The organism is Pantoea alfalfae (assembly GCF_019880205.1).
In the GTDB taxonomy this organism is placed as follows: Bacteria; Pseudomonadota; Gammaproteobacteria; order Enterobacterales; family Enterobacteriaceae; genus Pantoea; species Pantoea alfalfae.
Window position 1 is genome coordinate 626,193 of the sequence record NZ_CP082292.1, and the last position, 21,085, is coordinate 647,277.

Sequence of the window (21,085 nt, forward strand, 5' to 3'; positions counted from 1 at the left end):
GCAATTAGATTATGTCTATAACATGCCGTCAGGCTTTAGTTATTGGTGGTTCAACAGGGATCGGCAGAGCGATAGCCGAATCCTGGTTGCAGGCCGGACTTGAGGTAACCGTCCTCAGTCGAAACCCGCCTTCGAATCCGGGCAAAATTCGCTGGATGTCAGTCGATCTTTTGGACCATAAGGCGGTGCAGGCCGCGCTGGCTGAAGTTGCTACCGGTCCTTTGCAGGCCGTCTGTTATTCGGCTGTCTACTATGGTGATCGTCGCTCTCTGTTCTCAGAGACCAACTTTACCGAATGGCGTCAGCAACTTGAGGTCAATTTAAACGGGTTATGGCTGACGCTGCAGGCAACGTTACCTTCGCTACGCCAATCGTCGCCAGGCCTGTTTCTGAATGTCTCATCTGAGGTGGTTTATAACGGCGGGCCAGGGCGTTCAGGTTACGCCGCAACGAAAGCGGCGTGTGCGTCATTGATTGACTCTATGAGCCAGGAAGAAGACCCAGCAAAAGTCCGATTTATTTCTGTGCTTCCGGAAGGAATGGTTGATTCTGCGGGTATCCGTCGCCGCCGGCCATCTGATTTTGATTACTCAAATTACATGAGATCAGATAGTTTCAACCAAATCGCAGTGGAACTCCTCACAAATCCGGATGATTTCATTAATGGTGAGAGCTTAATCGTTCAGGCCAATGGTCAGTGGCAACCTGTCCGGGAAACGGAGCCAGCATCTCAGAGCGATCGGAGCAGACTGTGACGCTGAAGAACATAGGTCTGGCAGACTGGCGACTGTCTGTGAGTGGACGGGATGCTATTTGCCTGGCTGCTGATCTTGGCGTTAAAGGGGTTCAGCTGGATCTGGGTGGGCCGGGCAGGGCGCCATGGCTGGACAATCCGCAAAGATTGAAAGCCATAAGTCATGCGCTTGATGAAACCCAGGTACATCTGCTGGCTGTGTCAGCAAATGTACTCAATGATATTGGTTTGTGTGCTGAATCAGGCAGTGCAGCTTCGCGGGATGTCAGAAATATTATCTCAAGAGCTATTGATACGGCAGAAAAATTAGGGGCAGGCCTGGTCTTTTTTCCCAGCTTTCGGCGCAGTGAAATCACTAATCAGACTGAATTAGTCAGAACGGCAGAGGTATTAACGTGGGCGTGTTATCAGGCACAACAACGGGGTCTTTTAGTGGCAACAGAAAATGTGCTTAACCCTGACAATCTGCTGAAACTTATTCGAATGGTAAATTCAGCTAATTTTCGCGTGGTACTTGATACAGGCAACCCGTTGAAAGCAGGCCAGTCCCCTCTGGGTGTAATCAAAGTGGCTGCAAATGTAATTGCACCGCAAATACATATTAAGTCTGTGGATGAGAGTGCGCCACTGACGTGCAGCGATCAGATTATCCTTGATGTTATTAACGCGCTTGATAATGAAGGAAGTGATGTCAGTACGTTAGTTCTGGAAAATGATTATCGCGATGGGGATATTTCACGACTTAAGAATGATCTCACCTGGTTGAGAAAGTATACGGTAAGACTACCAGTCACCGAAAACAATTGCGGGCGTTCTGGCATGATGCAGCGGTAGGATAAGGCATTTCATCAATAAATGGTTAGTAGCGAGTTCTGTAAAAGTAAATTTATCATCTGATTAGCATTTAATTGAGATTGTTTACTGCATTTTAATCATGTCGTTACTGCCGGATTAAATAATCGGGTTTCAACGTAAAATTTCTGAGGAGTTTTTATGCCTATCACGCTATTTGCGCTGATGTTAGGAGTCTTTTGTCTGGGTACGGCTGAAATTATTATTTCAGGGCTGTTACCTGTGGTGTCATCCGATCTGGCGGTTACGCTGCCGGAAGCCGGACTGCTGGTTACGGGTTATGCATTAGGCGTAACGATAATTGGCCCGTTTGTTACACTCCTTACTTCCCGTGTCCCTCGTAAGACACTGGTTGTAGGCTTAATGGTTCCATTTATCATTGGCAATGTATGGGCGGTACTGGCATCTGATTATCAGATGCTTATGGCGGCTCGTATTCTCACGTCAGTAAGTCACGGGACATTTGTGGCTGTGGCCTTCAGCCTCGCCGTTACGCTGTCCCCCCCGGGTAAACAGGGCTCTGCCATGGCTAAAATTGCGCTTGGCTTTAATCTTGCCAATGCACTGGGCGGTCCTTTAGGCACGTTCATTGGCCAGAACCTGGGCTGGCGTGCGACATTTGTCGCTATCGCAATTGTTGCGGTGATTTCAATGGCATTGATTGCAGTATTTATGCCAGCAAAATTACCTCAGGTTGAACAGTCTGAACCCGGTGCAATGCGTCGTGAATTAAGCGCACTGGGCAATCCGACGCTTATCTTTGCGGTGATTACAACGGTATTGGCACAGGGAGCCGTGTTTACCGCATCGACATACATCGTGCCACTGTTAATGGACGTCAGCCATTTCTCACCTTCTGCCATCTCTGCGCTTCTCGTCGTGTTCGGAATCGGTGCCATCATGGGTAACTTCGCGGGCGGCAAACTGGCGGATAAAAACGTAATGCGCGGGGTGACAACAGTATTAAGCAGCCTGGTTATTGTGCTGGTTATTTTCTGGATGACTAGCGTGGTGCCGGTGCTTTCAGCCATCACTCTTTTCCTGTTTGGTGCAATTGGATTTTCAATTATTCCTTCCCTTCAGGCGCGCATTCAGTCACTGGCGGTTGCTGCGCCGACACTCGCGCTGTCAGTCAATGTCTCAGCCTTTAATCTCGGTAACGGCTTAGGTGCATGGATGGGAGGGACTGTACTTGATTTCGGCTTCGGTATTCGCGCCGTGCCTCTGGCTGCGGCCATGCTTGCGGCAGCCAGTCTGGTTATTACTTTATTTGCATGGCGTCTCAGTCGTAAGTCCCTTTCGCCGGCGCTGGAATCGTAACCGGTAGATAAAATTAATATATGCCCCTCTGAGTGTGGTTACGCAGAGGGCAGTAATCTTATTAAAATTAGCCTTCAGGAATGAATATGTCTTATTTGCCTGCGTCGTATAAAACAGCTGAGCTTGCCAATGGCATCGTCAGAGGCGTCACTAAAAAATTTCCACGACATACCCTAAGTGAAAGTAGTGTAGTAATACGGCCGGACTATATAGGGATTTGTCGTGCAGACATTAAAGAGATCATCGGTTCGCGAGATATTCCCTCAGATAGGGGGCCTCTATTTGGTCATGAGCTGGTGGGCACGGTGGTATTTGGCGGGACGAGTAGCGGCTTTCAGGAAGGGGAGTTAGTAACGTTCAACCCCAATATCACGCCAGATCGAACCACCGGTTTTGCAGAGTACGTTTTTGTTAATGGCTCGGCAGAGCAACTGGATCAGGCGGTTATCAGGGTTCCTCAGCAGGATATTATCAATAACATCTGGATGCCGGAGCCTATGGCATGTATTGTCCATGCAACTCAGAAATTGTTAGCGCTCACTGAGGCAGCCGATTTACAGGGTAAAAAGGTCGGTATAATCGCGGCAGGTTGTTCCGGAACCATGTTTGCAATGTATGCGAAATATCTGGGTGCGTCAGTTGTTGTTTTTAACCGGGGAAAAATGAGACGTGATTTCGCCCGTGAAAGAAAATTGCTGCATTCGGATGAAGTTTTAGCACTTGATGATGTGCCGAGGCATGCAGGTGAATTTGATATTGTCATGGTTGTCTCTACTATTGTTTCACAAGATATATTAGCAATGGCGGCTGAGCTTACCGCCATTAATGGTTCCATGCTGATCTATGGAGGAACGCGTGAGGGTGATAAATTCCTGACTACCGGAGTTGAAATAGATATTGTCCGAAGAAAAGAGCGCATCCAGGAAACAGAGTATCAGGGGAAAAAATTACGGATTTGTGGCGCATACGGTTGTTATAAAGAAGATTATGAAGAAAGTTTTCGCCTTCATGCAGATTATCCACAGCAATTCCCATTAGAAAACCTGGTTTCCACTGTTATTGAGTTTGATGAGTTCGCTGATTTCGTGATGGGCATAGCGACGGGAGAACATGATTATCCGGGCAAAGTCGTGATAAGGACGAACGCTGAATAAAAATGTTTATTATCAGGGGGTGTTTATTGCGCTGATTTTTCCCATCGCTTAATCTCCCCTGATGTAAGTATACATTTAAGAAATTGACCCGCGGCTAATTTCGGCTCAAGCCTGAAAAGCATGTCTTATATATTATATTTTTCCAGCAGTCATGAAAGGTAATCAGCTAAGAGTCTGGATATTATGAGCAGACAACATCCAGAACAGAGGAGCAAGAAAAAATCGGGTTAAGGCACTAATTGAAAAGTCAGCTATGTCAATGTCTCCCGTGACAAACCAGATAAATCGGTAAATCCACTTCTGGCTGAAACTCATTGATCAATTCGGTGTTCTCTGCTGGATTTTAACCCGTGGTCAGGCGAACATGATTCCAGTGTCTAAGTTTTATAAATCAGTGGCTTGCTGGATTTTATATTTTCTTTAGCCTGGGTAAAGATTAAAGGTGTCATATAAAGTTATCTGCCGCCACTTTACCGCCAATCCAGAAATCAGAAAACAAAAAACCACCGTGAAAGGTGGCTTTAATCTGCTGATTTTACAGCTAAAATTTGGTGGCCCCTGCTGGGTTTGAACCAGCGACCAAGCGATTATGAGTCGCCTGCTCTAACCACTGAGCTAAGGGGCCAGCGGAGCGGGGATTATAAAGTATCTCTTCAGGGCGATCCAGCACTCCGCCATCGGTTGCTGAAATAAGCAGCAGCGATTTAGCTGCTGATTTCTATAACAAATCTGGCAACGCCTGAAGCTGTAGTCGCAAAACGGCACGGATAATGCTTTACCGTGCCTTTAACAGAACTGTACTTCAGGCGGAAAGAATTAAGACTGACTCACTTCTGACGATAGCGGGATGCCGATTTGTCCCGTGAAAGGTGAGGAACCATTGCACCACGCGCCCGATCGTAATCGTGCCACATCTGCAGATCTTCCAGCGCCGGAATAGTTACCGTCTCCTTGCTGTCGAGTCCGGCAAGCGCGGCGTCCACCATCTCATCAACGTCCATCAGCATTTCAGCCGGGATTTCATTGATAGATTGGCCTGCGCGGTCGAAAATCTCCGTACGGGTCGCACCGGGTAACACCGCCTGTACCTGCACGCCGCTCTCTGCGAGTTCGCGCTGCATCGCACGCGTCAGTGTCAGCACGTAAGACTTGGTGGCGTTGTAGGCACCATTGAACATCTCGTGCACCAGCGACAGCACCGACGCGATATTGATAATGATGCCGTGACCGCGTGCTTTGAATGCCCGGCCAGCCGCCTGTGCCAGACGGGTTGGGGCCAGAATATTTAACGCCAGCATGCTGTTAATGCGTGTGATGTCCGCCTCCAGAAACTCACCCTCAACGTTCATGCCCGCGTTGTTCAGCAGCAGCGTAATCTGTGCGTTGTTCGCGAGCTCCGACTCCACACGCTGCAGGTCCTGCTCCTGCGTTAAGTCAGCCTTCATCACGGTTACCTGAACAGCGTGCAGCTTTGCCAGTGTGTCCGCCAGGGTGGTGAGTCGCGCCTGATCCCGGGCGACCAGGATCAGATCATAACCGCGTGCTGCCAGTCGTTTTGCATAAGTCGCGCCGATACCGCTGGATGCGCCGGTGATTAATGCTGTGCCTGATTTTGACATCTTTTTTCCTCGTATGATGATCGTCATAATCGCTATAAATATGACGATCATCATATCTGCCGTCAAGCTGGAATATGATGACCGTAATAATTACTATAATAGCCAGAAGCTACCGGGCAGAAACCGAAGGAAATAAGATGGAGAAGCAGAGCAGCAAAGCACAGACGCGGCAGCGTATCCTTGATGAGGCGGCGCGTGTGATGCGTGAAACCGGCACCGAAGGAATCGGTGTAGCGGCGCTGATGAAGCGGGTAGGGCTGACACACGGCGGTTTTTATGCACATTTTGCGTCACGTGAGGAGCTGGTTGAGGAGGTGCTAAAGCATATGTTCGCTGAAGCCGATACCTTTAAGCCCGCTGAGTCCGTGACCCAGCCAGCGCAGCAGGTAGCAGACTTTATTGATAGCTATCTATCCGAGGCGCATCGTAATGCACCGGCGCAGGGCTGTCCGATGGCAGCGCTGGTGAGCGAAGTGGCGCATCTTCCCCAACCGACGCGACAGATCTTCGCTCAGGGCTTCATTACGATGCATGTCAGCCTGACGCAGTTGCTGAGTGAGCTGGGGTGGACGGAAGCGGATACGCTTGCTTCAAGCATGATGGCAGAGATGATTGGCGCGCTTGCGCTGGCGCGAGCCTGTCCGGATGCGGAGCAGGCCAGCCTGCTGCTGCAACGCAGTCGCACAGCGCTGAAGCAGCGCACGCTGGAGGTCACCGCATGAGTGAACACGCTATCCGCGACATCATCAGTTCCGGTCTGGATGTACTGTTCTGCGGCATTAACCCAGGCCAGTCAACGGCCCATCAGGGGTTCCACTTTGCACATCCCGGTAATCGCTTCTGGAAGGTGATCCATCTGGCGGGATTCACCCGGGAACAGCTGAAACCCGAAGAGGAGCAGCGCCTGGAGGAAACCGGCTGCGGCATCACGATGCTGGTCGAGCGGCCCACGGTGCAGGCGAATGAGTTAGCGCCTGATGAGCTGCGGGACGGCGGCAAGCGGCTGATGGAAAAGGTGCTGAATTATCAGCCCGCCGCGCTGGCGATTCTGGGTAAAGATGCGTTTCGTCGTGCCTTTAAGCAGAGCAAAGTCGAATGGGGGAAACAGCCGATCTGTATGGGGAAAACGCAGGTGTGGGTGTTGCCGAATCCCAGTGGTCTGAATCGCGCATCACTGGACGAAATGGTTGAGGCGTATCGTCAGCTCTGGCTGGAACTGCATCCGGAGAGCAGCTGAACCTGCGCAGGGCAGGGTAGAGGCGGGTAGCAGGCAGGCATAAAAAACCCCGGCGAACCGGGGTTTTTGTCGGACTTAATCGTCGAGGAAGCTACGCAGCACTTCCGAACGGCTCGGATGGCGCAGTTTACGCAGGGCTTTCGCTTCAATCTGACGAATACGCTCACGCGTAACGTCAAACTGTTTGCCCACTTCTTCCAGCGTATGGTCCGTATTCATATCGATACCGAAACGCATGCGCAGTACTTTCGCTTCACGCGCGGTCAGGCCAGCCAGCACATCGTGGGTGGCAGAACGCAGGCTCTCTGAGGTAGCAGAATCCAGCGGCAGCTCCAGCGTGGTGTCTTCGATAAAATCGCCCAGATGTGAATCTTCATCATCACCAATCGGCGTCTCCATCGAGATCGGCTCTTTAGCGATTTTCAGCACTTTGCGGATTTTATCTTCCGGCATCAGCATACGCTCAGCCAGCTCTTCCGGCGTTGGTTCGCGGCCCATCTCCTGCAGCATCTGGCGCGAAATACGGTTGAGCTTGTTGATGGTCTCAATCATATGCACCGGAATACGGATGGTACGTGCCTGGTCAGCGATAGAGCGGGTGATAGCCTGACGGATCCACCAGGTCGCATAGGTCGAGAACTTGTAACCACGGCGATATTCAAACTTATCTACCGCTTTCATCAGGCCGATATTACCTTCCTGAATCAGGTCGAGGAACTGCAGACCGCGGTTGGTGTATTTCTTGGCAATCGAAATAACCAGACGCAGGTTCGCTTCCACCATCTCTTTCTTGGCGCGACGGGCTTTAGCTTCACCGATCGACATGCGACGGTTAATATCTTTAACCTGTTCAATAGTCAGGCCGGTCTCTTCTTCAACCTGTGCCAGTTTCTGCAGGGAACGCATTACGTCATCCTGCACTTCCAGCAGCTTCTCAGACCATGGCTTGTTCATTGCCAGTGCGGCTTTGAACCAGCTTTCATTGGTTTCGTTGCCGGTAAACAGCGTGATGAAGTTTTTCTTCGGCATTTTGCACAGCTCAATACAGAGCTTCATGATCAGACGTTCCTGGGTACGGACACGTTCCATCATGGTGCGCATGCTGCCTACCAGGTAATCGAACTGCTTCGGTACCAGGCGGAACTGCTTGAAGACGTCGGAAAGGTTCTGGATTTCGGCAACGGCAGCAGCATGACTGCGACCTTTGCTTTTAATCACGTCGCGGGTGGTTTCATACTGCTTACGCAGGTCAGAAAACTTCTCGCGTGCCAGTTCCGGGTCGATAGAATTATCGTCGTCGGAGCTGTCATCATCCTCTTCATCTTCTTCATCGTCGTCGTTACGATCGGCTTCAGAAAGTTCGGAGCCCACGTGCGTTGCCGTCGGGGCCAGATCTTCTTCTGCGTTAGGATCGACGAAACCCGTGATCAGATCGGAGAGGCGTGATTCACCTGCTTCAACTTTGTCGTACTGGTCCAGAAGATAAGTAATCGCTTCAGGGTATTCGGCTACGGAACACTGAACCTGGTTGATACCGTCTTCAATACGCTTGGCGATGTCGATTTCGCCTTCGCGCGTCAGCAGTTCAACGGTACCCATTTCACGCATATACATGCGAACCGGGTCAGTGGTGCGCCCGATTTCAGATTCAACGCTGGATAACACCTGAGCGGCAGCTTCCGCGGCATCTTCGTCAGTATCGGAGCTGTTTTCATTCAGCATCAGATCGTCAGCATCCGGGGCTTCTTCAACCACCTGAATACCCATGTCGTTAATCATCTGGATGATGTCTTCGATCTGATCTGAGTCGACGATATCTTCCGGCAGATGGTCATTGACCTCAGCATAGGTCAGATAGCCTTGCTCCTTACCACGGGTGACAAGAAGCTTGAGCTGTGACTGCGGGTTTTGCTCCATAAGACGGTATCCACACTTCTGTTAAATTAGATTGGTGTCGGTCGGCAGCGAGCCAACAATAGCAGTAAAGGCGTTTAATTCTTGCCGCTGCCTTCGTCGCGGCGTGGGCTTTGCCCAACAGTAATCGGCACTTAAGCCGCTTGTATAAATTTTGGTGGTACAGGCCTGGCTTAACGCTCCCGGCCTTAAAACAGCCACGCTGCCCTTCGTCAGAACGGGCAGCGTGCTAAATTATTTCCTGGCAAAAGCCTGACTGAGTGTCCAGAGTTCACGGCGCTCATCGGCGCTCAGTCCCTGGGTGCGCTCACGCGCAATCAAAAATTCCAAACGCTCTTCAAGAGCAGAATCGTAGATGCTGGCCAGCGAGTCCTGAAATACCGCTTCGGCTTCTTCATCTACTATCATGTGGTTCCAGATCGCCAGCGTTTCAAGCGTCTGACTAAAATTTGTTCCGCGATATAACTCTAGTAGCTGTCCGGTGGTCAATCCAGGATTCTCAGTGCAACGACCCACTAACTCAATAAATAGCGGTAAACCCGGCATTTTTGACTCAGACAGCCCATCAAGCGAAGGTACCAGGGTAGCCAGCTGCGGGTTCTGAATCAGCAAGGCGATCAGCACACGCATGGTGGTCCGTTTCAGCGGTGGCGCAACTGGCGCCGTTCCACTTGCAGCCAGCTTCGGCATCAGCTTTTCAAGTTGATTGTCGTCAAGAATACCCAGTTTGTTCCCCAACTCCTGACGCATATAAATACGCAAGGTCTCACCGGGGATCTGGGTAATCAGCGGTAAAGCCAGCGTGCTCAGACGCGCTTTTCCGTCGCGTGAGCTCAGATCTACCTGCGGCAGCAGGCTATCAAACAAAAACGAAGAGAGCGGCATGGCCTGCTCCATCCTCGCTTCGAAGGCGGCTTTACCCTCTTTGCGTACCAGCGTATCCGGGTCTTCACCCTCAGGTAAAAACATAAAGCGTAGCTGACGACCATCATTCATGTAAGGCAATGCGGTCTCAAGCGCACGCCATGCCGCTTCACGACCCGCCCTGTCGCCGTCGTAACAGCAGATCACGGTGTCGGTACTGCGAAACAGCAACTGAATGTGTTCAGCCGTGGTTGAGGTGCCTAAGGACGCGACGGCATAATCGATCCCGTACTGCGCCAGCGCAACCACGTCCATGTATCCCTCGACCACTAACAGGCGGGCGGGTTCAGGATGGTTCTTAACTGCTTCATACAGGCCATAGAGCTGGCGGCCTTTATGGAAAATAGGGGTTTCCGGTGAGTTCAGATACTTCGGCGTATCGTTACCCAGTACGCGGCCACCAAAACCGATGACGCGTCCACGTTTATCGCGGATCGGAAACATGACGCGGTCGCGAAACCGGTCATAGGTACGGCCTTTGTCATTGCTGACCAGCATGCCCGCCTCCATCAACGATTCGCGGTCTTCCGATTGCTTACCAAAACGCTTGAGAACATTATCCCAGCCGGCTGGCGCGTAACCTATGGCGAAATTATTGATGATGTCGGCGCTCAGACCACGACGATCAAGATAGTCGCGTGCTGGCTGCGCACTGGATTGCTGCAGACCCTGCTGATAAAAACCGTTCAGGTTCTCCATCAGCTGATACAGGCTCTGGCGCTGATGGCGTTCCATCTGGCTGGGCCCGCTGCCTGCTTCGTAAGGCACGTCTAAACCGTGGGAAGTGGCTAACTCTTCAATACTTTCAACAAACTCCAGACGATCAAAGTTCATTAAAAAGTCGATAGCGTTGCCGTGTGCACCACAGCCGAAACAGTGATAGAACTGCTTTTCGCCGTTTACGGTGAAAGAGGGCGTTTTTTCATTATGGAAAGGACAGCACGCATGGAAATTCTTACCCTGCTTTTTCAGCTTAACGCGGGCATCGATAAGATCCACGATATCCGTGCGGGCAAGTAAATCGTTGATAAATACGCGTGGAATTCGTCCAGCCATACGCCCCAGATTTTCAGCTCATAAACGGCAACAAGCCGCGCTTCCTTTCGGAAAGCACGGCCTTTTACTTGACTCTGTCTGCGTGAATCACGCGGTGGAGGCGAACCTCCGGAACGACTTAGTACAGACGAGTGCGGCGTGCGTTTTCGCGAGCCAGTTTCTTGGCATGACGCTTAACTGCTGACGCTTTAGCGCGCTTACGTTCGGTAGTCGGTTTTTCATAGAACTCACGACGACGAACTTCAGCCAGAACGCCTGCTTTCTCGCATGAACGCTTGAAGCGACGCAGTGCTACGTCAAATGGCTCGTTTTCACGTACTTTAATTACCGGCATGTAACTCTCACCTCGATAAAATTCGGTTTTGCTGCTGACTGCGGCGCCAGCACATTTCAAAATGGTGCAGCATTTTACTCCAACTCATGTTGGTTTGTAAAGCACCATGGATAATTTGAAACCAACAGGAGCGTTTGCCTGTGCGGCTGCCGGTTTTTCCAGGGGCGGGAGTATAGCGCACTCTTTAGCCGACAGAAAATGACTTTTTACGCGGGATGCCCGCGCTGCACATCACATTGCTGTGATAAACTGCGCGCCGCAAGAATGAGGTGATGCAATGCGAATTCTGGGTATTGAAACGTCGTGCGATGAAACCGGCATCGCAATCTATGATGACGAGGCTGGATTACTGGCTAACCAGCTCTACAGCCAGGTAAAACTGCACGCCGACTATGGTGGTGTGGTGCCGGAACTGGCCTCACGCGATCACGTGCGTAAAACCGTGCCGCTGATTCAGGCGGCGCTGAAAGAAGCGGGTCTGGAGCCGCAGCAGATTGATGCAGTCGCTTACACTGCCGGTCCCGGACTGGTCGGTGCGCTACTGGTCGGCGCCACCATTGGCCGCGCGCTGGCGTTTGCATGGAAAGTGCCTGCCGTGCCGGTTCATCATATGGAAGGGCACCTGCTGGCACCAATGCTGGAAGAGAATCCACCGGAGTTTCCGTTTGTCGCACTGCTGGTGTCCGGCGGGCATACCCAGCTGATTAGCGTCACCGGCGTCGGTGAATATGAATTGCTGGGTGAATCGATCGATGATGCCGCGGGCGAAGCCTTTGATAAGACGGCGAAGCTGCTCGGCCTGGATTATCCGGGCGGGCCGATGCTGTCGAAGATGGCGCAGCAGGGCACGGCGGGGCGTTTCACCTTCCCGCGTCCGATGACCGATCGTCCGGGCCTGGATTTCAGCTTCTCCGGCCTGAAAACCTTTGCTGCTAATACGATTCGCGCCAATCCTGATGATGCGCAGACCCGTGCTGACATCGCCCGCGCCTTTGAAGATGCGGTGGTGGATACGCTGTCGATCAAATGTAAACGCGCGCTGGATCAGACCGGCTTTAAGCGTCTGGTGATTGCCGGGGGCGTCAGCGCTAACCGCACATTGCGCGAGCAGATGGCAATTATGATGCAAAAGCGCGGCGGCGAAGTGTTTTACGCCCGCCCGGAGTTCTGTACCGACAACGGTGCAATGATCGCGTATGCGGGCATGGTGCGGTTAAAAGGCGGAACACGGGGCGAGTTAAGCGTCAGCGTGCGGCCGCGATGGCCGCTGGCGGAGTTGCCCGCGATCTGATGTGAAAAAAGCCGGCTTGCCGGCTTTTTTTATGGCTGAGATTTCTTTTTGCGCTTCCAGATTTTACCTTCCTGACCGCGCCACAGCCGCTGAATATTATCGTGATGACGCAGCAGGATCAGACAGGAGAGCATGGAAACCGGAAAGGTAAACTGCGGTTTGAACCACCAGACATAGAATGGCGCGATCAGTGCACTGACAATCGCCCCCAGCGAAGAATAGCCACTGAGTAGCACCGTGAGCAGCCATGTGCCGGTAACCAGCCCGGTTAAGTCCCAGCCAATCGGCGCAATCGCGCCAAATGCCGTTGCTACGCCTTTGCCACCGCGAAAGTGAAAGAACACCGGATAAATATGACCGAGACAGGCGGCAATGGCGGTCAGGCCAAGATAGAGCGGCGTCACGTGCATCAGATAAGCCAGCCAGACCGGTACCATCCCTTTCAGCACATCAAACACTAATACGCTGGCTGCAGCGGCTTTACCGCCCAGACGCAGTACGTTGGTGGCACCCGGATTACCGGAACCGTGTGTGCGGGGATCGGGCAGGCCAGCGAGTTTGCAAACCAGAATCGCACTGGAAATCGAACCGCAAAGATACGCGAAAATAATCATACCAAGCGCGAAAGCACTCATAACACCGTACCGTTCCCTTTAGGGTCGTTTTGATCTCATCAACCGTGGATAATACGCATAATCCGCCGGAAGTGGTATCCGGCTTAGCCAAAAACAGAGACCCTCATCATGGATATCGTATTTATAGAACAACTCACGGTGTTCACCACCATTGGCGTTTACGACTGGGAACAGGGTATACAGCAGAAGCTGGTGCTCGATGTCGAAATGGCCTGGGATAACCGTCTGGCGGCCAGCAGCGACGATGTGAAAGATTGTCTCAGCTATGCCGATGTCTCCTCTGCGATTCTGACCCATCTGAATGGGGGGCGTTTTGCCCTGGTTGAGCGGGTAGCTGAAGAAATCGCGGATCTGTTGATGAACCGTTTCAATTCGCCTGGCGTACGCATAAAGGTAAGCAAACCGGGCGCTGTAGCCCAGGCGGCGCAGGTTGGCGTGCGAATTGAGCGCGGGACTATTCCTAAATAAATACGATGTGATTGCCATCACAATGAAACCAAACCAAATTACTGTCTGTCATAGCGTGGACCGTTTCGTTACAGCAGGCGAAACGGAGCGGAGCTTAAGGTTTAATTCAGGCTAATTGCGGCATGATTTCAGGCGATAGCAACGCGCTACCGCCTTTTTAATGGTTTTGAAACGGATAGAGGGAACATTTGATGGCAGATATTCATCAGCTTTGGGTAGCTGCAATCCTGGGCGTTGTGGAAGGGCTGACCGAATTTTTACCGGTCTCTTCCACAGGGCACATGATTATAGTGGGTCACCTGCTGGGCTTTGAAGGTGAAAAAGCCGAGACCTTTGAAGTTGTGATCCAGTTAGGATCGATTCTGGCTGTAGTAGTGATGTTCTGGCGCCGTCTGTTTGGCCTGATCGGCATTCACTTTGGCGAAGTCAAACATGAAGGTGTCGGCACCGGTCGTCTGTCGCTGATCCATATCCTGCTGGGTATGGTTCCGGCTGTGGTGGTGGGTCTGGTGCTGCACGATCAGATCAAAACGCTGTTCAATCCGATCAACGTGATGTACGCGCTGGTCGTGGGGGGTGTGCTGCTGCTGGCCGCAGAGTATCTCAAGCCAAAACAGCCGAAAGCCGTAGGTGTCGATGATATTACCTATCGTCAGGCGTTTATGATTGGCTGTTTCCAGTGCTTAGCGCTGTGGCCGGGCTTCTCACGTTCTGGAGCAACCATCTCCGGCGGGATGCTGATGGGTGTGAGCCGCTATGCCGCGTCAGAATTCTCCTTCATCCTGGCCGTGCCAATGATGATGGGTGCGACTGTACTGGACATGTACAAGAGCATCGGCTTCCTGACGATGGCGGACTTCCCGATGTTCGCCGTGGGCTTTGTCACGGCGTTTATCGTGGCGCTGATTGCGATTAAAGCCTTCCTTGAGCTGATCAAACGCATCTCTTTTGTCTCGTTCGCCATTTACCGCTTCATCGTGGCGGCAGCGGTTTACATGGTCTTCATGTAAACCTGTGGCAGCCTGCTAGTCAGGCTGCCCAATCGCCAGACCTTGCGCGACAGCGGCAATGCGTCGTCGCGTCATCTCTTTTCGTACTTCCATCCCTTTGAATCCCGCTTCGACGACCGCTTTAGTCGGCACCGTCTGCGCCAGCGCAAAAGCACGACGCAGATAGTCGCCCTGCGGATAAGGCATACTCTCCAGCCCGGCACGTCCGCGCGCATCTGCTTCGCTGGTCAGCGCCATCTGCTCAACGCGCTGCGGCTTACGCCAGGCATCGATGCGATCAAACAGCGCTACCAGTGACGCCGCAGATTGCCGCTCAATGGTGTGCACAATGTCGTGAAATTCGGTCACGATCAGCGCCAGATCGCGAATTGCGTTGGGCACCCGCAGCCGCTGGCACAGCGCCTCGACCAGCGGAACGCCTGCCAGTCCATGACCGTGGTGGCTTGGCCACAATTCAGGCGGTGTCAGCGCCTTGCCGACGTCATGGAACAGCGTAGCAAAGCGCACATCGATCTCGCCGGAGAGCGCGGCGGCCATCGCCAGCGTCATCAGCGTATGCACACCGGTGTCGATCTCCGGGTGCCACTTAATCGGTGCAGGAATACCAAACAGATTATCCAGCTCAGGAAACAGCACCTGCAACGCACCGCAGTCGCGCAGCACCTGAAAGTAGACCTGCGGATTACGGGTGCCCAGTGCTTTTTCTGTCTCTTTCCACACCCGTTCGGCAGTGAGATTCGACAGCTCACCGCTTTCAGCCATCTGCTGCATCAGCTGCTGGGTTTCGGGGGCAATACGAAAGTTGAGATGAGCAAAACGCGCAGCAAAGCGCGCGACACGCAATACCCGCAGCGGGTCTTCACTGAAGGCTTCCGAGACGTGACGCAGCAGGCGCAGGGCAATATCACGCTGGCCGTTGTAGGGATCAACCAGCTCGCCGTTTTCATCCTGTGCGATGGCATTGATGGTCAGATCGCGGCGCTGTAAGTCCTGCTCCAGCGTCACGTCGGGCGCAGACCAGGTGACAAAGCCGGTGTAGCCTTTCCCGTTTTTCCGCTCGGTCCGGGCCAGCGCATACTCTTCGCGACTGACGGGATGCAGGAAAACGGGAAAATCGCGACCGACCTGTTGATAACCCTGCTCAAGCATGGCTTCGGGCGTGGAACCTGTTACCACCCAATCTTTATCTGTAACCGGCAGATTCAGCAGCGCATCACGCACCGCACCGCCAACAAGAAACGTCTTCACGCAACACTCCAGAGAAAAAGAAATGACCTGCACGCCGGGCGTATCCCGCGCCAGAAATCGGCGGTGCATCTCATTTTATTGTTGCACAGATTCCCCGGATTGCAGACATGCCAAAAGGGGGATCCTGTGATCCCCTGATCAGACCGACAGAAGGGGGGTCAGTTCATCCAGCGGTCGCTTTTCTTACGACGCGGCAGCATGTGCGGCAGTAAGAGTCCCAGCAGCAGGCCAACACCCAGCACGCCACCGCCATACATAAACCACTGCATGATAATGGTGCGCTGCTTGTCATCCAGCTGAACGTTAGCGGCGCTGACTTTCTTCTGAGCGACGATCAGCTCATTTTTCAGCTTCTGATTCTCGCCTTTCAGCCCGTTGATCACGCCGTCGCTACTGGCGACTTTGTTCTGCATCTCAGCGGTACGCTGGTTCCAGCTGTTATCGATGTTATCCAGCTTGGCTGTCAAATCTTTCACCTGCTGCTCAAGCTGCGGCACACGGGTACGCAGGCTCGGATTCGCGCTAAGCTGCGACAGGGGGATCCAGGTAGTGCGGCCTTCCGAATCACGGATCTGGCCGTAATGGGTGTCATTGTTGGTCTGTAACAGCTGCACCTCTTCTCCGGCGTTCAGCTTACCGAGCAGGCGAAACTGATCGCCCGGCCCGCTGCGTACCCAGGTTGAGAGTTCATCAGAAACATAGCGTTTTTCGTCGGCATGGGCAGGTGCAAGGGTGCTGAGGGCCAGCAAAGTGAGTCCAGCGAGTGTGATTTTTTTCATTCGATTTCGTTTGGCTTAGTCTGACTAAAATTTACCGGCACAGTCTGGAGAGGCCTCGCATAAATCTGAATGAGAACTATCCTGGTCTCATGGGAGTGCGAAAAGGTCTGCGAAAGAGCAAAGAAAGCAGAGACAGCGCGGCTTCTGTGCATTAATCTTCGCCTGATACCCCCTTGCCCTCCAGGCGACAGCGTGAGTAACCTGCTGATAATCGCCTGAAATATGCAGGAAAAACTCTCTTAAGTGCCAGCGGCGTAGTGAATAAAAAATTATGACCATCGAAATCGAACTAAAGTTCATTGCAACTCCACAAGCGGCCGGGAAACTGGCTGAACTGCTCTCCACTCTGCCGCATCAGCATCAGGCTGCTCGCGAGCTGACCAACATCTACTTCGAAACCGACGACAACCAGCTTCGACGCTGGGATATGGGATTGCGTATCCGTGGCATCGACCAGCGGTACGAAATGACGCTGAAAGCGGCGGGCCAGACGCTCGGCGGGCTGCATCAGCGCCCGGAATACAACGTTGAACTCAGCGAGCCGGTGCTGGATATTGCCCGCCTGCCTGCAGAAATCTGGCCGCAGGGCACCGATGTCGCAGCGCTGCAGCCGCGCTTGCAGCCCCTGTTTACCACCCATTTTCAGCGCGAGATCTGGCTGATCACCACAGGCAACAGTGAAATTGAAGTGGCGTTTGATCAGGGCGAGGTCACGGCAGGTGATCTCAGCGAACCGCTGTGCGAGATCGAGCTGGAGCTGAAACGTGGCGAACGCCAGGATCTGCTGGCCTTCGCACAGCAGCTGGTGGCGCTGGGTGGTCTGCGTATGGGCAGCCTGAGCAAAGCCGCCCGCGGTTATCAACTGGCGCAGGGTAATTCGTCACGCCAGATTGAGGCTTTCCCGCTGCTGAAAGCCGGCGTTAAAGCGACAGTTGAGCAGGGCATGGTCGCTGCGATGTCGGCTGGCTTGCGTCACTGGCAATATCATGAAGAAGTCTGGCTGCGCGGCAACGCGGCGGCGCAGGATGCGGTGCGCGAAGCGCTGGATCTGCTGCGTCAGGCATTCAGCCTGTTCGGTGCGCTGGTGCCACGCAAAGCCAGCAGCGCCCTGCGTCAGCAACTGACCACGCTGGAAGAGATGCTGGTGAACGAAGAGCAGGAGGCGGCGACGTTCTGCTTATCTTCTCTCTCGGTTGAAACGCAGCGGGCGCTGACCCACTGGCTGGCTGAGTCTCAGTGGCGTCAGTGGATTGATGCCAAAGGGGAGGCCAAGCTGCAGGGTTCATTTAAGCGCTTCAGCGACATCATGCTGAGTCGCGTCAATGCTGACCTGAGAGAGACGTTCGTCACGGTCAAACAACCTAACGAGTATCAGGACAAAGCCACGCGTCTGGCGCGTCAGCTGCTTACGGTGCATTTGCTGGCCGGATCTTATCCTGCAGAAACGGTAATGGCCTGGCTGGAACCTTGGCAGCAACTGCTGTCGGCGATTCATGAAAAGCAGTCATCCGGCTTAGCCTGGCTGACGTCGCAGGCTCTGAAACAGCAGCCATTCTGGCTCACCAGCGGCGCTGGCCGCTAACGGGTAATTCGTACCGCCATCAAGGAGGGAGTTATGTTGGCAGCACTTCCCGCGTTGCTACGCGATCAGGCCGAAGAGGCCGCCCGACAGCTTGGGGTTCCGCTGGCTTCGCTCAGCCCGGAGCAGGCCGCCGGGCTGGCTTTCAGCGACTTTGTGCTGGAAAATCTGCAACAACATCCCGACTGGTGGCAGATGATGCTCGACCAGCCGCCGCAGCCTGAAGAGTGGCAGCACTACGCTGTATGGCTAAACGAGGTGCTCAGCAGCATCGACAGTGAAGCGAGCCTGATGCGCGAACTGCGGCTGTTTCGCCGCCGTATGCTGGTGCGTATTGCCTGGATGCAGGCGCTGCAACACGCCACGACCGAACAGAGCCTGCACCAGCTCAGCGTTTTAGCCGAAGTGCTGATCAGCAGGGCGCGTGACTGGGTATATCAGGATTGCTGCCGTGATTTTGGTACGCCCTGTAATGCCGACGGCGACGCACAGCCGCTGCTGATTCTGGGCATGGGCAAGCTGGGCGGCGGCGAACTCAATTTCTCCTCTGACATCGACCTTATTTTCGCCTGGCCGGAAAACGGCACCACGCGTGGCGGACGGCGTGAGCTCGACAATGCTCAGTTCTTTACCCGTATGGGCCAGCGGCTGATCAAAGTACTGGATCAACCCACCATGGATGGCTTTGTCTACCGTGTGGATATGCGGCTGCGGCCATTTGGCGACAGCGGTCCGCTGGTGATGAGTTTTGCCGCGCTGGAGGATTACTACCAGGAGCAGGGACGCGACTGGGAGCGTTACGCCATGGTCAAGGCGCGCCTGATGGGTGATGACCACGACCGCTGGAGCCTGGAGCTGCAGCAGATGTTGCGGCCGTTCGTGTATCGCCGCTACATCGACTTCAGCGTGATCCAGTCGCTGCGTAACATGAAAGGGATGATCAGCCGCGAGGTACGGCGTCGCGGACTGAAAAACAATATCAAACTGGGGGCGGGCGGCATCCGTGAAACCGAGTTTATCGTACAGGTGTTCCAGCTGATTCGGGGCGGGCGTGAGCGCTCGCTTCAGTTACGTGCCCTGTTGCCGACGCTGGAGGCGATCAAAACCCTGGCTCTGCTGCCTGCTGAACAGGTGGATACGCTGCGTGATGCCTATCTGTTCCTGCGGCGGCTGGAGAATCTGCTGCAAAGCCTGGGCGACGAGCAGACCCAGACGCTGCCGGAAGATGAGCTGCATCGCGCCCGGCTGGCGTGGGCGATGGATTGTGCCGACTGGCCTGCGCTGATGACCCAGCTTGAGGCTCAGATGGCAGCGGTACGGACAATCTTTGACGAGCTGATTGGGGAAGATACGCCTGAGATTGGCGATCAGCGTGAGCTGGCGGAGTTTCAGGTGCTGTGGCAGGACCAGCTGGAGAATAATGAGCTGGCGCCGCTGGTACCGCAGCTCAGTGACGATCAGCGGCTTACACTGCATCAGACGCTGGAGGCGTTTCGTCAGGACATCAGCCGGCGCACTATCGGTCCGCGTGGCCGTCAGGCGCTGGATCAACTGATGCCGCGTCTGCTGAGCGAGGTCTGCCCGCGTGAAGATGCGGCGGTCACGCTGAGTCGTCTGACGCCGCTGCTGCTCGGCGTGCTGACCCGTAGCACCTATCTGGAGCTGCTGACCGAATATCACGGTGCCCTGCGTCACCTGATTCGCCTGTGCGCGGCCTCACCGATGGTGGCCAGCCAGCTGGCGCGTCACCCTTTATTGCTGGATGAACTGCTCGATCCGGCCACGCTCTATCAGCCGACCGCCACTGACGCCTATCGCGATGAGCTGCGACAATATCTGCTGCGCATACCCACTGAGGATGAGGAGCAGCAGCTGGAAGCGGTGCGGCAGTTTAAGCAGGCGCAACATCTGCGTATTGCCGCCGCTGACATCGCAGGCACTCTGCCGGTGATGAAAGTCAGCGATCATCTCACCTGGCTGGCTGAAGCAATCATCGACTCTGTGGTACGTCAGGCGTGGAACATGATGGTGCAGCGCTATGGTCGTCCCTCTCACCTAAACAATGAATATGAACGCGGTTTTGCCGTACTGGGCTATGGCAAGCTTGGCGGCTGGGAGCTGGGTTACAGTTCTGACCTCGATTTAGTCTTCCTGCATGACTGTCCGGCAGACGCAGTGACAGAAGGGGAGCGCAGCATTGATGGCCGTCAGTTCTATCTGCGCCTTGCTCAACGCATTATGCATCTCTTCAGTACCCGTACCGCCTCCGGCATTCTCTATGAAGTGGACGCGCGTCTGCGTCCTTCCGGCGCGGCAGGCATGCTGGTCAGTACTTTTGAAGCGTTTGAAGAGTATCAGCGTAGTGAAGCCTGGACCTGGGAGCATCAGGCGCTGGTCCGGGCGCGCGTGGTGTTTGGCGAAGCCGCGCTGGGTGATCGTTTCAACGCGATTCGTCAGACGATTCTGTCGCTGCCACGTCCTGCAGACGCGCTGCAAACCGAAGTGCGTGAGATGCGTGAAAAGATGCGTGCTCACCTCAGTAACAAACATAAAGGTCGGTGGGATATCAAGGCCGATGCGGGTGGCATCACCGATATTGAATTCATCGCCCAATATCTTGTCTTACGCTACGCCGCTGAGCAGCCCGAGCTGACGCGCTGGTCTGACAATGTGCGCATTTTTGAGCTGATGGCGAAGTACCATAAAATGCCCGCCGATGAAGCGCAGGCGCTGACGCAGGCTTATGTCACGCTGCGCGACGCCCTGCATCATCGCGCCCTGCAGGCGCTGCCGGGCCACGTTGAGCCAGAGGCTTACGCAGCGGAGCGGCAGACGGTTCTGAACAGCTGGCAACGCTGGCTGATAACGCCTGCGTCTATCCTGGCGTGATGCTGATAGCACAAATCGCAAC

General features: G+C 53.9%; 18 protein-coding genes and 1 tRNA gene. 11 read left to right on the forward strand and 8 right to left on the reverse strand.

The window, feature by feature from the left end:
- The first annotated feature begins 11 nt into the window (after nucleotides 1–11).
- The 4 genes from K6R05_RS03040 (at nucleotide 12) to K6R05_RS03055 (ending at nucleotide 4,080) form a co-directional block, all read left to right on the forward strand.
- The gene (locus K6R05_RS03040) at nucleotides 12–755 is read left to right on the forward strand and encodes an SDR family NAD(P)-dependent oxidoreductase (RefSeq protein ID WP_222924965.1); all 744 of its coding nucleotides are present in this window, start codon (nucleotides 12–14) and stop codon (nucleotides 753–755) included.
- Nucleotides 752–1,588 (forward strand): sugar phosphate isomerase/epimerase family protein, encoded by an 837-nt coding sequence (locus tag K6R05_RS03045; RefSeq protein WP_222924966.1) that lies wholly within the window; start codon nucleotides 752–754, stop codon nucleotides 1,586–1,588. The genes K6R05_RS03040 and K6R05_RS03045 overlap by 4 nt, the downstream gene beginning before the upstream one ends.
- Before the next feature lie 159 nt (nucleotides 1,589–1,747).
- Nucleotides 1,748–2,926: an MFS transporter gene (locus tag K6R05_RS03050; protein ID WP_222924967.1), complete on the forward strand. Its 1,179-nt coding sequence runs from the start codon at nucleotides 1,748–1,750 to the stop codon at nucleotides 2,924–2,926.
- Between the two features lie 86 nt (nucleotides 2,927–3,012).
- Nucleotides 3,013–4,080 (forward strand): MDR/zinc-dependent alcohol dehydrogenase-like family protein, encoded by a 1,068-nt coding sequence (locus K6R05_RS03055; protein ID WP_222924968.1) that lies wholly within the window; start codon nucleotides 3,013–3,015, stop codon nucleotides 4,078–4,080.
- A 549-nt stretch (nucleotides 4,081–4,629) separates the two neighbouring features.
- On the opposite strand, the gene K6R05_RS03060 is transcribed toward K6R05_RS03055, so the two are convergent.
- Together K6R05_RS03060 and K6R05_RS03065 are read right to left on the reverse strand one after the other, a co-directional pair.
- Nucleotides 4,630–4,705, reverse strand: a tRNA-Ile gene (locus tag K6R05_RS03060).
- A gap of 202 nt (nucleotides 4,706–4,907) precedes the next feature.
- Nucleotides 4,908–5,699, reverse strand: a complete 792-nt coding sequence (locus tag K6R05_RS03065) for an SDR family NAD(P)-dependent oxidoreductase (RefSeq protein ID WP_222924969.1) — start codon at nucleotides 5,697–5,699, stop codon at nucleotides 4,908–4,910.
- Nucleotides 5,700–5,836: 137 nt separating this feature from the next.
- Here K6R05_RS03065 and K6R05_RS03070 point away from each other — a divergent pair, with 137 nt between their 5' ends.
- Both K6R05_RS03070 and mug read left to right on the forward strand, forming a co-directional pair.
- Nucleotides 5,837–6,421: a TetR/AcrR family transcriptional regulator gene (locus K6R05_RS03070; RefSeq protein ID WP_222924970.1), complete on the forward strand. Its 585-nt coding sequence runs from the start codon at nucleotides 5,837–5,839 to the stop codon at nucleotides 6,419–6,421.
- Entirely contained in the window at nucleotides 6,418–6,936 is a 519-nt protein-coding gene (mug, locus tag K6R05_RS03075; protein WP_161734955.1) for a G/U mismatch-specific DNA glycosylase, read from the forward strand. The genes K6R05_RS03070 and mug overlap by 4 nt, the downstream gene beginning before the upstream one ends.
- A 75-nt stretch (nucleotides 6,937–7,011) precedes the next feature.
- Here mug and rpoD read toward each other — a convergent pair whose 3' ends face one another.
- The 3 genes from rpoD to rpsU form a co-directional block, all read right to left on the reverse strand.
- Nucleotides 7,012–8,853: an RNA polymerase sigma factor RpoD gene (rpoD, locus tag K6R05_RS03080; protein ID WP_013359071.1), complete on the reverse strand. Its 1,842-nt coding sequence runs from the start codon at nucleotides 8,851–8,853 to the stop codon at nucleotides 7,012–7,014.
- Between the two features lie 231 nt (nucleotides 8,854–9,084).
- A complete protein-coding gene (dnaG, locus tag K6R05_RS03085) occupies nucleotides 9,085–10,830 on the reverse strand; it encodes a DNA primase (RefSeq protein WP_222924971.1) in 1,746 nt (581 codons plus the stop codon).
- A 118-nt stretch (nucleotides 10,831–10,948) separates the two neighbouring features.
- Nucleotides 10,949–11,164: a 30S ribosomal protein S21 gene (gene rpsU / locus K6R05_RS03090; protein WP_001144069.1), complete on the reverse strand. Its 216-nt coding sequence runs from the start codon at nucleotides 11,162–11,164 to the stop codon at nucleotides 10,949–10,951.
- Nucleotides 11,165–11,441: 277 nt separating this feature from the next.
- Between rpsU and tsaD the strand changes: the two genes are divergently transcribed.
- Nucleotides 11,442–12,455, forward strand: a complete 1,014-nt coding sequence (gene tsaD, locus K6R05_RS03095; RefSeq protein ID WP_150014796.1) for a tRNA (adenosine(37)-N6)-threonylcarbamoyltransferase complex transferase subunit TsaD — start codon at nucleotides 11,442–11,444, stop codon at nucleotides 12,453–12,455.
- A 29-nt stretch (nucleotides 12,456–12,484) separates the two neighbouring features.
- On the opposite strand, the gene plsY is transcribed toward tsaD, so the two are convergent.
- Nucleotides 12,485–13,090 carry a glycerol-3-phosphate 1-O-acyltransferase PlsY gene (gene plsY, locus K6R05_RS03100; protein ID WP_098052336.1) on the reverse strand — a complete coding sequence of 202 codons (606 nt, stop codon included), beginning with the start codon at nucleotides 13,088–13,090 and terminating at the stop codon, nucleotides 12,485–12,487.
- Between the two features lie 108 nt (nucleotides 13,091–13,198).
- Here plsY and folB point away from each other — a divergent pair, with 108 nt between their 5' ends.
- Both folB and bacA read left to right on the forward strand, forming a co-directional pair.
- Nucleotides 13,199–13,558: a bifunctional dihydroneopterin aldolase/7,8-dihydroneopterin epimerase gene (gene folB / locus K6R05_RS03105; protein WP_013359068.1), complete on the forward strand. Its 360-nt coding sequence runs from the start codon at nucleotides 13,199–13,201 to the stop codon at nucleotides 13,556–13,558.
- A 191-nt stretch (nucleotides 13,559–13,749) separates the two neighbouring features.
- Nucleotides 13,750–14,568: an undecaprenyl-diphosphate phosphatase gene (gene bacA, locus K6R05_RS03110; RefSeq protein ID WP_003848438.1), complete on the forward strand. Its 819-nt coding sequence runs from the start codon at nucleotides 13,750–13,752 to the stop codon at nucleotides 14,566–14,568.
- Nucleotides 14,569–14,583: 15 nt separating this feature from the next.
- On the opposite strand, the gene K6R05_RS03115 is transcribed toward bacA, so the two are convergent.
- Nucleotides 14,584–15,816 carry a multifunctional CCA addition/repair protein gene (locus K6R05_RS03115; RefSeq protein ID WP_222924972.1) on the reverse strand — a complete coding sequence of 411 codons (1,233 nt, stop codon included), beginning with the start codon at nucleotides 15,814–15,816 and terminating at the stop codon, nucleotides 14,584–14,586.
- A 158-nt stretch (nucleotides 15,817–15,974) separates the two neighbouring features.
- Entirely contained in the window at nucleotides 15,975–16,595 is a 621-nt protein-coding gene (locus K6R05_RS03120) for a TIGR04211 family SH3 domain-containing protein (RefSeq protein ID WP_008925741.1), read from the reverse strand.
- 271 nt (nucleotides 16,596–16,866) lie between these two features.
- Between K6R05_RS03120 and K6R05_RS03125 the strand changes: the two genes are divergently transcribed.
- Nucleotides 16,867–18,177, forward strand: a complete 1,311-nt coding sequence (locus tag K6R05_RS03125) for a CYTH domain-containing protein (RefSeq protein WP_222924973.1) — start codon at nucleotides 16,867–16,869, stop codon at nucleotides 18,175–18,177.
- 33 nt (nucleotides 18,178–18,210) lie between these two features.
- Entirely contained in the window at nucleotides 18,211–21,063 is a 2,853-nt protein-coding gene (gene glnE, locus K6R05_RS03130) for a bifunctional [glutamate--ammonia ligase]-adenylyl-L-tyrosine phosphorylase/[glutamate--ammonia-ligase] adenylyltransferase (RefSeq protein WP_161734967.1), read from the forward strand.
- Nucleotides 21,064–21,085: the final 22 nt, after the last annotated feature.

Coding starts and splice junctions, on each gene's coding strand:
- K6R05_RS03065 (WP_222924969.1), bottom strand. CDS start 5,699: ATGTCAAAATCAGGCACAGCATTAATCACCGGCGCATCCAGCGGTATC.
- folB (WP_013359068.1), top strand. CDS start 13,199: ATGGATATCGTATTTATAGAACAACTCACGGTGTTCACCACCATTGGC.
- K6R05_RS03040 (WP_222924965.1), top strand. CDS start 12: ATGTCTATAACATGCCGTCAGGCTTTAGTTATTGGTGGTTCAACAGGG.
- mug (WP_161734955.1), top strand. CDS start 6,418: ATGAGTGAACACGCTATCCGCGACATCATCAGTTCCGGTCTGGATGTA.
- tsaD (WP_150014796.1), top strand. CDS start 11,442: ATGCGAATTCTGGGTATTGAAACGTCGTGCGATGAAACCGGCATCGCA.
- K6R05_RS03070 (WP_222924970.1), top strand. CDS start 5,837: ATGGAGAAGCAGAGCAGCAAAGCACAGACGCGGCAGCGTATCCTTGAT.
- K6R05_RS03050 (WP_222924967.1), top strand. CDS start 1,748: ATGCCTATCACGCTATTTGCGCTGATGTTAGGAGTCTTTTGTCTGGGT.
- dnaG (WP_222924971.1), bottom strand. CDS start 10,830: ATGGCTGGACGAATTCCACGCGTATTTATCAACGATTTACTTGCCCGC.
- rpoD (WP_013359071.1), bottom strand. CDS start 8,853: ATGGAGCAAAACCCGCAGTCACAGCTCAAGCTTCTTGTCACCCGTGGT.
- K6R05_RS03120 (WP_008925741.1), bottom strand. CDS start 16,595: ATGAAAAAAATCACACTCGCTGGACTCACTTTGCTGGCCCTCAGCACC.
- K6R05_RS03055 (WP_222924968.1), top strand. CDS start 3,013: ATGTCTTATTTGCCTGCGTCGTATAAAACAGCTGAGCTTGCCAATGGC.
- bacA (WP_003848438.1), top strand. CDS start 13,750: ATGGCAGATATTCATCAGCTTTGGGTAGCTGCAATCCTGGGCGTTGTG.
- plsY (WP_098052336.1), bottom strand. CDS start 13,090: ATGAGTGCTTTCGCGCTTGGTATGATTATTTTCGCGTATCTTTGCGGT.
- K6R05_RS03125 (WP_222924973.1), top strand. CDS start 16,867: ATGACCATCGAAATCGAACTAAAGTTCATTGCAACTCCACAAGCGGCC.
- glnE (WP_161734967.1), top strand. CDS start 18,211: ATGTTGGCAGCACTTCCCGCGTTGCTACGCGATCAGGCCGAAGAGGCC.
- rpsU (WP_001144069.1), bottom strand. CDS start 11,164: ATGCCGGTAATTAAAGTACGTGAAAACGAGCCATTTGACGTAGCACTG.